The sequence below is a fragment of the Luteibacter sp. dw_328 genome, assembly GCF_018449605.1.
Lineage (GTDB): Bacteria > Pseudomonadota > Gammaproteobacteria > Xanthomonadales > Rhodanobacteraceae > Luteibacter.
The window spans coordinates 1-9543 of sequence record NZ_JAAVUW010000012.1 but is presented as its reverse complement, the minus strand read 5'-3'; the positions used below and the strand labels follow the sequence as shown (position 1 = coordinate 9543).

Genomic DNA, 9543 nt, shown 5'->3' with positions numbered 1-9543 from the left:
CAAAGCGACCACAAAAAAGCCTCGAGGACGATGGTCTTCGAGGCTTCAATGCGTTCAATAAGTGGTGGAGCCTGGGGGGATCGAACCCCCGACCTCGTCATTGCGAACGACGCGCTCTCCCGGCTGAGCTAAGGCCCCACTAGCGCCTGATGTTAGCAGGGGTTTTTACGGTCGCCAAGAGGTCGACAGGCGCCGACCTCGATGCTCGCGGTCATGCCGGCTGCCAGGATGACGCCCTTTGGCACCGTGGCCTCGTCGATCGCAATCCGCACCGGCACCCGTTGTGCCAGGCGCACCCAGGTGAACGTGGGGTTGACGTCGGCAAGCAAGTCGCTGCCGGTCGGGTTGTCCCGGTCGGTGATGCCGCGGGCGAAGCCGGTGATGTGGCCACCAAAATGGATGCCGCCGCTCATCAGCCGGATGTCGACCGGTTCACCCACGTGCAGACCGGGCAGCTTGGTCTCTTCGAAGTACCCGTAGACGTAGTACCCGTGGCGATTGATCAGCGCGACGGACGCATTGCCCGTCGCCGCATAGTCGCCCGCGCGTACGTCGAGGTTAGTTACGTAGCCATCGACGGGCGCGCGCACTTCGGTTCGCTGGAGGTCGAGCCTGGCGCGATCGACGGCCACTTGTGCGAGTGCGACCGCCGCCACGGCCTGCTCGCGCGCGGCGCCGGCCTGGTGGCCACTGGCCTGTGCCTGCCGCCATGCGGCCATCGCAGAATCGGCAACCGATTTGGCGTTGTTTCGTTCTTCCTTCGGGATCAGGTCGGCAAGGGCCTGACGACGCGTGGCCTGTTCCTGCCGCATGTCGTATTCGGTGCGGCGCGCATCAGCGCTGGCCAGCACGGCATCGATGTTGGCGCCGGCGGCGCGTGCACTGGCCCTGGCCGCCGCAAGGTCTGCCTCGGCCTGTTGCAGGGCGAAGCGAAATCGCTCGGGATCGATCTCGAACAGGACATCGCCCTTGTTCACCTCCTGGTTGTCGACCACGGTGACCCGGGTCACCAGGCCCGAAACATCCGGTGCGATACGCACGACCTCGGCGCGCATGCGGGCGTCGCGCGTCCACGGCGAATACATGTAGTGATTCCACAAACCCCGGCCGAGCAGCAGCGCGAGGGAAACGACCGCGGCGGTGATGCCGAGGCGGAGCAAGGATTGGAGCCCGATCTTCATAGGGGTACTCAGGGATACAACAGCAGTCCGATCGAACCGAACAGGCAGAAGAACAGGGCGACCCGAAACAGGGCGGGATGCCAGACATAACGAAACAAGCCGTAGCGACCGGCGATCGTATCGAGCAGCCATTGCACGACAAGGCAGGCGAGGTAGATGAGCAGCAAGCCGGGGACGGTTGCGCCCGCGAGATCGATGTCACGCGGCATGGGGAGGCTCTGTGGTGTTGACGATGAAAGCGGCGAGGGGAGATTCGTTATCGCGCAGCGCCGCGCGAAGTTGCAGGAGGTGCGCCAGGGGTGGCTGGCAGCTGGAGTAGGCCTGCGGGAGCGCCTGGGTGGTCAGGGTGATGGCATGCCCGATAAGGCCGTCGGCATCCTGCCAGCGTCGCGTGTCGGGTGCGTCATAGAGCCTGGCCAGCGAAGTCACGGCACGTTGCATGATGTCCTTCAGGGGTGGCGGAAGGTCCGCATGCTGCATGTCCTGGCGCAGCTCGATGACGGCGCGTACGCTTTCATGCACGGCCAGGCCCCACGCGAGAAGCCCGCGCATGTCATCGCTATCGGGCTTGCTGTGTTGCACGATCTGGTGGAGCCGATCGCGATGAGTGCTCTCGGTGTGATAGAGCAAGCCGATCATCGGTGCGGACGCGGCGAACGAGACCTGTTCACGCAGCTTCCGTAGCTGTCGGTTGCGCAGCCAGTCCGTACCGATGACAGTGGGAATGAGCATGAACGCGACGCCGCAGGCGACGACACCGAACCACGAGCCGATCGCGTCGTTGAGAAACTGTTCGGGGTTGTAGACCATCGGGTTCTTCAGGGCGAGGATGCCGGCGAAGCTCATGACGTAGCCTGTGCCCATGCCGGGAAGGGTCGCGTTGCGCGTCAGCAGGTAGGGCCCTATCAACATCAACGGCATGGAGGCGAGTATCAGCATCACGAAGCCATCGCTACCGGGCATCAGGTAGAACGCGACGACAAAGGCGCCGGCCATCCCGAGTGCGTAGCCTATCGAGATGTTGATCGCTGCAGAGACCGGCGACGATGACGTGGCCAGCAGACCGCAGAAGTACGAGGCGGTCAGCAACGCACTGGGACCCGAGGACCAGCTTGTGTTGATCCAGAACAGGCTTAGCACGGCCAGGGCGAGGAAGCCCCTCACGAAGGTGATCAACGGCGCGACGTAGTCGTTGGCGCGCTTGAAGTCCACGCGCTCGATGTCGCCGGGCATACGTCCCCGAGGTTTGCGCAGGCTCGCCTCGAGCACGGCGAGGTTGCGCAATTCACTGGCGAAGCGGTAGACCAGCGTGGCGCCGCTATCGAATTCCCGCAACAGGTCCGGGACCTGTCGAAGGGCGTTGCGGAGGGTTGTCGCGAACGTCGGCAGCTCGGCTTCGCACGCAGTGAGCCGGACAGCCAGCACATGCGGTGCGACGCGTTCCGAAGGTGATGCCGACAACGCATCGGTGACCGGCCCGTACAGACGGACCAGTGCATCGCGCGTTCCCGGATGTCCATTGCGCTGCAGCCGGTCGACCAGGTGGTGAAGTGACTGGAACGTCGTGGCCGCCGCCATGTAGCGTAGATTGTGCAGCTGCATGCGGCTGCTGTGCGCGCGTGTCTCGGGCTCTTCGAAAATGACGGATGAGCGAAGGTCTTCGATCTGCACGGCGGAACGTACGAAGCGAAGGTTTGCGCGCTCCATCTCCGCCCGTGGCATCGAGCCGTGGAGGCTGTCGCTGGCCAGGGCGATGAAGTGTTCGAATTGTTCGCGCCGGCTACGCCGAAGTACGTCGCCAAGGCGGTCGGGCCATACCACGTCGCTTATCACGCCGGCGACGATGACACCCAGCAACACTTCGCTCACGCGCATCACCGCCGCGTCGAAGACGTGGGTCGGATCGCTGATCGCAGGCAGACCCACGATGGCGGCCGTGTATCCCGACAAGACGAATCCGTACGACATGAAGTTGCGGTACTTCATGGCGCCGGCAGCGCATCCCGCGACCCACAGCGAGAGGGCGAGGAGGAACATCTCCCGTTGCTGTGGGAATGCCGCGATCAACAGCAAGGCGCAGAGGCTTCCCGCCACGTTGCCGATAGCGCGATAGAAGCCCTTGGCCCTTACCATCCCGCTTTGCGGATGCATCACGAGCGCTACCGTGACCATCGCCGTCGCCGGCTGCTCCAGCTGAAGCAACATGGACAGCCACGCCGCGACATAGAACGCGAGCAGACACTTGAACACGAAGATCCAGGCCTGCCGTTCTCCCATGAGAAAGTCGGCAAGCCAGGGTTTGTTTAAGGCGGTCAACGCCGTCCCCCTGATGAATGTTCGGAAAAGCCGCGCTTCAGCTCTGGATATGAACGAGCTGCGCGGGGCTGCCGTCGATCCCGATCAGCATCAGGTTCTTCAGGCGGTCGATCTGGCGAGGGAGATTCTCGACGGTGCTCTTGCCGGGGTCGACCAGGGAGCGCGATGACGCCACCAGGCGCGTGCCGTCGCAGATCGTCATGGTGAGTGCAAATGGCGTTCTGGAAACGCGACCGGACTGGCCGGGGGCTGGCGTTGCGCAGTAGCTGTCGTCCGCAGGCGGCGCATCGCTACCTGCGTCCACGACCAGGCGCGCGGCCGAATGGTCGGCAGGTTCACGCACCGGGAGTGCATGGGGGAAGGCCTGCGCGATCTGCTCGTGGGTGACGTTCGGAAGCTGGCCGCGCACTTCGACCGGCAGGGTGGGTAGCGCGTGCTCCCAGCGATAGACGGTGTCGTTGGCTGTCGTCCATCGTGCGTCGGTGGTCGCCTGGCAGCCGGCTAACAGGGCGGCCGCGAATAGCGCGCAAACGGTAATTGATGTTTTCATGGGGAGCGGCACTGAGGCAGTTGCGATGCGACAGTGTCTGCCGCTGCGCGCGCCGGATATACCACGCGAGACGATCTTCATCCGGGCCTGCGCGTCCCCAATACCGTGCCTTGGTTACGTCTCCCAGGGCGCTCCTGATTCCCATCGCTGGGCAAGCAGATCGATGAACGCCCGCGTTCGAGGTGCCAGGTGCTGCCTGCTTGGGTAGACCAGCCGAATGGGATCGGGTGGCGGGCGATGGGCACGCAATACTTCGACAAGCGTGCCCGCGCGCAGCTCGTCGGCGAGAATGTAGTTCGGCAGGAACGTCAGGCCGAATCCGGCCAGGGCCATTTCCCGCATGACCTCGTAACTGTCGATGTCCAGACGCGCGGGCCCCTCGTAGGCATACGGCACCTCGTCCGTGTAGAGGCGCCAGGGCCGCGGTTGCTCACCGACGGCATACATGATCGTGTCGTGACCGACCAGGTCGCGTGGCGTCTGGGGAACGCCGCGCGTCGCCAGATAGTCCGGCGACGCACACACGACGAACTGCCGCCACGCCACGGTACGCGTCAGCATCTGCGAGTCTTCCTTGGGCTCACCGATGCGTATCGCCAGGTCGAAACCATCCTCGACCAGGTCGACGAAGCGATCGGTAAACCAGAGCTCCGCACGAAGCGCCGGCCACTCGTTGAGATACGCATGGAGCACCGGCAGCACATGACGCTGCCCGAACGTGGGCGGCATCAGGAACTTGAGCGTGCCGGTCGGCTGGCTGCGACGTAGCGCCATGGTGGCGTCGACGTCTTCGAGTTCGTCCAGGATCTGACGCCAGCGCTCGTAGACCACGGCGCCTTCATCGGTCAGGCTCAGCTTGCGTGTGGTGCGGTTGAGCAGGCGCAGACCCAGTTGGGTTTCCAGGCGCACGATGCTCTTGCCGACGGCAGAGCGGGTCAGTTCGAGTGAGTTCGTGGCGGCGGTGATACTTCCCGCTTTCACCACGGCGACGAAGGCCGCGATATCGCCGAATCGATGAGGTTTCACGAGCGGAATATTAGCAGCCTTCACGGGCGCCAAGAACCGGGCAGGGCTCCTGGCGCCCCGTGTCCTGGGGCGTTACCCCTTGGTATAACGCGGCGCGGGCGTACCGGTCTGGGTAGCAGCGAACAGCGCGGCGCGCGCGCCGTCGTAGGCAGTCCACAGGCCCTCATCGGCCACGGACGGCCAGGTGATGGTCTCACCGCTGTCCAGGCCCGTGAGTGAGGCGTCCACCATGTCTTCGGCGCTCATGATGGATTCCTGGCGCAGCGCGGACAGCGGGATACCGGAAACCTCTTCAGACCAGATCTCGGTAGCAGTGGAGGCGGGCAGGACCAGCTGGATCCTGACGCCGCTATCGGCGAGTTCGGCCTGCAGGCCACGGGTGAAGGCCAGGACGTAGGCCTTCGTGCCGCTGTAGACGGCGCTGATCGGCAGCGAATGCACCGCGAGCACGGAAGCGACGTTGATGACGGTGCCTTCGTGGCGCGACACGAACGCGGGCAGGACGGCCTGCGTCAGCCGGGTGAGGGCGGTGATGTTCAAGGCCACCTGCTGCAGCGAATCGTCGACCGAGGTGTCCAGTAACGGACGCAGGCGTGCCAGGCCCGCGTTGTTGACCAGCATCTGCACGCTGGCATCGCTCTTGAGGACAGCTTCCACCCTGGCGACATCGGCCTCTTTCTCGAGGTCGGCGGCGAGCACGCGCACATCCACACCGTGGGCCTTGGTGAGCTGTTCGGCGAGCGAGGCCAGGCGTTCTGCGCGGCGCGCCACCAGGACGAGGTCGTAGCCGCGAGCGGCCAGACGCTGGGCGTAGACGGCACCAATGCCGGAGGAGGCACCCGTGACGACAGCGGTTTTTTTGGAAGAGGACATGGGGTTACTCCGTGATCTAACAGTTGAGGGCTCAATCAAGATGTTGAGGGCTCAACTATATGCTAGACTTGCGGCTTGTCAATGCTTCAGTGCTCAACCATCCTTGCCTCATGGCGAAAACCTCCAAAAAACCGGGCGCGCATTCCACCGTGGCGGACAAGGCCGGGGCGGAACTGAGCGCTTTTCTTGCCGTCGCTTGCACGAACACCGCCGTGAGGCGGGCAGCACGCCGACTGGGAAGTCTCTATGACGAGGCGCTCGAGCCGGTCGGTCTGAAGGCCACGCAGATCGGGCTACTCGCGGAGATCGAGCGATTGGCCTCCGCCAATGGCGGGCAAGTGCCGACACTGCAGGACCTGGCGACGAAGCTCGCCCTGCAGATTTCCGCCGTGACACACGCGCTGAGGCCTCTCGTCAGGGATGGCCTGATCGAACTGCTGCCGGACGAGACCGACAAACGAGCCAAACGCGCCGCGTTGACGTCCGACGGCAGCCGTCTGCTCCATCGCGCACTCAAGCACTGGGCGGTCGCCAACCAGCAGGTCGAGAAGGTGCTCGGTAGCGAGTCGGCTGCGGCTCTGCGGGCGGTCGCGGACTATGTCTCTTCTGACGAGTTTCTTATTGCTTATGGCGCCGACGACGGAAAAGTCCGCTAACACGGCCAACCGCTTCGCGGCATTATGTGAAGAGCCACGAGCGCCTAATGGCGTCGTTGTAAATATGCTGTAAAATAAGCATGAGAATCTTCAGGGGTAGCGAATACGCACGCATTATTTCGTGCGATTAGCCGCAAAATAAAACTGATTTCGCAATATCCGCCCGGTCACCGTCGACTGGGCTTTTTTATGCCTAGGGAAGGCGTGAGAACTTGCGTGTTACAGCAGGTATTACGCAGAAATGACAGCAGACATCGCACGAACCTTCGATTATCGAAAGATAGTATCGAGCGGTTAACTGCGGATAACGATTCAACCCTTGTAACTCAGGAAACTCCAGTGAAAAGAAACCATCTCTCCATGGCGATCGCCGTCGTCTTTTCGATGACCGCGGGTTCGGTCTGGGCACAGGATGCAACGGGCCAGTCCGAGACGACGACCACGGCGCAGACGCCTGCACAGCGCAGCGCGTCGAGCACGTCGAACACGACGACCTCCAACGATACGCGCCGCGTGCAGCAGATGAGCAGCGTGCAGGTGCAGGCGGAAAGCCTCACCCTCGGTGCCGGCCTGATGTCGGTACAGACGGCAGCCAAGGCGGTTTCGACGATTACCCGCGACGCCATCGTCAAGGCCTCGCCTGGCGCGAACTTCACCCAGATGATCGGCTCGATCCCTGGCGTGAACGCCGCGACGGATGACGTCACCGGCCTGGCCAACGGCCACTACACGATCCGCGGCTTCGATTCGTCGGACATCGGCATGACGCTCAACGGCGCGCCGATCACCGACTCGGGCAGCTACTCGGTCTACGCGACCGAGTACGGTGACAGCGAGAACATGGGTGACATCACGGTGCTCCAGGGCATCCCGGATATCGACATGCCCGATTCCGGCGCCAGCGGTGGTCACATCGGCTGGGCGACGATCGATCCTTCGCACAAGGCTGGCGTGGATTTCACCCAGAGCCTGGGCAACAACGATTACCGCCGCACCTTTATCCGCCTCAACACGGGTGATACCGGTCCGGTGCGTTCGTGGATTTCGTACTCGCGGAACACCGCCGACAAGTGGCGTGGCCCGGGCGACATGGAAGTGACCAAGGTCGACGGCAAGTCGGTCTGGACGATCGACGACAACAACTCGATCAGTGCCTCGCTGCAGTACAACCGCGAGAACAACATCAACTACCGTTCGTTGACCAAGGCGCAGGTAGCGCAGAACGGTTACCACTACGACTACCTGAACACGTGGTTGCCGGGTAGCTCGACCGCCGCGATCAACAACAACACGTATTACTACGGCCTGCGTACCAACCCGTTCAAGAGCTACATGGCCAGCCTCGACGGTGAGTTCAAGTTCACCGACAGCCTGCGCCTCTCCGTCGTGCCTTACTTCTGGTATGGCAATGGCGGCGGCGGTGCCGGCGCGACGGTGACCGAGAGCCCGACGGGTGCGGATCGCTTCGGCTTCGCCAATCAGGACGTGAACAACAATGGCGTCGTCTCCGGCGCCGACAAGGGCGTGGTCTATTCGTACTCGGCCGCACTCACCTATCGTCCCGGCATCATCGCCAAGTTCAACCAGGACCTCGGTCAGGACAACAGCCTCGAATACGGCGTGTGGTACGAGCGTTCGCGCAAGAGCCAGTCGGATCTCTATGGTCTGGTGAACAGCGAAGGCACGCCGGCGTCGATCTGGGGCGATGACGCCTTCGTGCTCTACCCGAAGAGTGGTCTTGGCCAGAAGGTGTACAACGAGTACACGAACACCGAGATCAAGAAGGGCTTCCTCACCGACAACTGGACGCCGAACGACTACTGGACCTTCACCGCGGGCGTGAGCTACCTGTGGACGAACCGTACGGGCTTCGCGCAGGAATATCCGGGTTCGATCGCCGGTGCCGTCACCAAGCAGCAGTTCACGACGGACGTCGACAAGAACTGGCACAAGGTGCTGCCGACGGCAGGCATCAAGTTCCAGATGGACGAGCGCAACCAGTTCTACATCGGCAGCGGCAAGACCTTCCGCGCACCGCCGAACACGGTGCTCCTGCTGAATTCGTTGGCCAACCAGGAAGCCGCCAACAAGCCGGAAACGGCCTGGAACACGGACCTCGGCTGGCGTTTCTACGGTGACGCGCTCTCGGTCAGCGCCGACGTCTACCGCAGCAACTACAACAACAAGCAGGAAAGCGCATTCGACGACACGACGGGTTACACGTATTACACGTCGATCCGTCGCATGCACATGCAGGGCTTCAGCTCCGAAGCCAGCTACAAGTTGAACACGTACTGGACGGCGTATGCGTCGTACACCTACACCCAGGCCAAGATCGTCGGCAACATCGACGGCGGCGGCGACGGCATCTATCCGGCCAATGGCAAGACCATGCCCGATACCGCCCGCAATATCGGTAACGTGAGCATCGGTTACGACGATGGCGCGCACCTGTGGGCTACGTTGTCCGCGCGCGTCACCAGCTCGCTGTACGGTGACTACCTCAACACCGAGCGCGTGGGTGGTTTCACCCAGTTCAACCTCGCCGGTGGCTACCGCTTCGGTGATTGGGAGGCTCTCAAGTCGCCTTACATCAAGGTCAACCTGAGCAACCTGACCGATCGCAAGGCGTTCTCGTATGTCAGCTCGGCGCAGTTCCTTGCGACCACGCAGGGCTCGCTGTACACCAGTTCGCCGACCTATGGCTTGCTTCAGCCGCGTGCGTTCATGATCACGTTCGGCGCGTCATTCAACTAAGCGCTGTTTGCTGCACATGAAAGGCCAGTCCCGTGAGGGACTGGCCTTTTTTTTGGTTCTTCGGGGAATGCCGGGGACGCTGAAGGCGGTGAGGCGCAGAGCCTTCGGCGTGTAGAAGTGGCGGCGCAGAGCCTTCGGTGCCCACCCTCGCTGCTCAGACACGTCCTCCGCGTTTCGTACCGGA

9 protein-coding genes and 1 tRNA gene are annotated in these 9543 nt (G+C 62.9%); 2 read left to right on the top strand and 8 right to left on the bottom strand.

All coding sequences use genetic code 11. The features are described from left to right. Positions 1–62: 62 nt before the first annotated feature. From HB634_RS22685 to HB634_RS22655, 7 genes are all read right to left on the bottom strand, one after another. Positions 63–138, bottom strand: a tRNA-Ala gene (locus HB634_RS22685). A 14-nt stretch (positions 139–152) separates the two neighbouring features. Then, positions 153–1181: an HlyD family secretion protein gene (locus HB634_RS22680; protein ID WP_213950217.1), complete on the bottom strand. Its 1029-nt coding sequence runs from the start codon at positions 1179–1181 to the stop codon at positions 153–155. An 8-nt stretch (positions 1182–1189) separates the two neighbouring features. Next, complete coding sequence (locus tag HB634_RS22675; RefSeq protein ID WP_213950216.1) at positions 1190–1390, bottom strand: DUF1656 domain-containing protein; 201 nt, start codon at positions 1388–1390, stop codon at positions 1190–1192. Then, complete coding sequence (locus tag HB634_RS22670) at positions 1380–3497, bottom strand: FUSC family protein (protein ID WP_255548790.1); 2118 nt, start codon at positions 3495–3497, stop codon at positions 1380–1382. The genes HB634_RS22675 and HB634_RS22670 overlap by 11 nt, the downstream gene beginning before the upstream one ends. Before the next feature lie 37 nt (positions 3498–3534). After that, complete coding sequence (locus HB634_RS22665; RefSeq protein ID WP_157503899.1) at positions 3535–4047, bottom strand: hypothetical protein; 513 nt, start codon at positions 4045–4047, stop codon at positions 3535–3537. A 114-nt stretch (positions 4048–4161) separates the two neighbouring features. Continuing rightward, complete coding sequence (locus tag HB634_RS22660; RefSeq protein WP_063571120.1) at positions 4162–5073, bottom strand: LysR family transcriptional regulator; 912 nt, start codon at positions 5071–5073, stop codon at positions 4162–4164. A 72-nt stretch (positions 5074–5145) separates the two neighbouring features. Next, positions 5146–5946, bottom strand: coding sequence for an SDR family oxidoreductase (locus HB634_RS22655; RefSeq protein ID WP_213950215.1), 801 nt, complete (start codon positions 5944–5946; stop codon positions 5146–5148). 110 nt (positions 5947–6056) lie between these two features. Here HB634_RS22655 and HB634_RS22650 point away from each other — a divergent pair, with 110 nt between their 5' ends. Both HB634_RS22650 and HB634_RS22645 read left to right on the top strand, forming a co-directional pair. Then, positions 6057–6602: a MarR family winged helix-turn-helix transcriptional regulator gene (locus tag HB634_RS22650; protein ID WP_213950214.1), complete on the top strand. Its 546-nt coding sequence runs from the start codon at positions 6057–6059 to the stop codon at positions 6600–6602. Positions 6603–6941: 339 nt separating this feature from the next. After that, a complete protein-coding gene (locus tag HB634_RS22645) occupies positions 6942–9359 on the top strand; it encodes a TonB-dependent receptor (protein ID WP_213950213.1) in 2418 nt (805 codons plus the stop codon). On the opposite strand, the gene HB634_RS22640 is transcribed toward HB634_RS22645, so the two are convergent. Beyond that, positions 9348–9543 (bottom strand): hypothetical protein (locus HB634_RS22640; protein WP_213950212.1); only part of this gene is annotated, 196 nt, incomplete at its 5' end. The two genes, HB634_RS22645 and HB634_RS22640, sit on opposite strands and share 12 nt — an antisense overlap.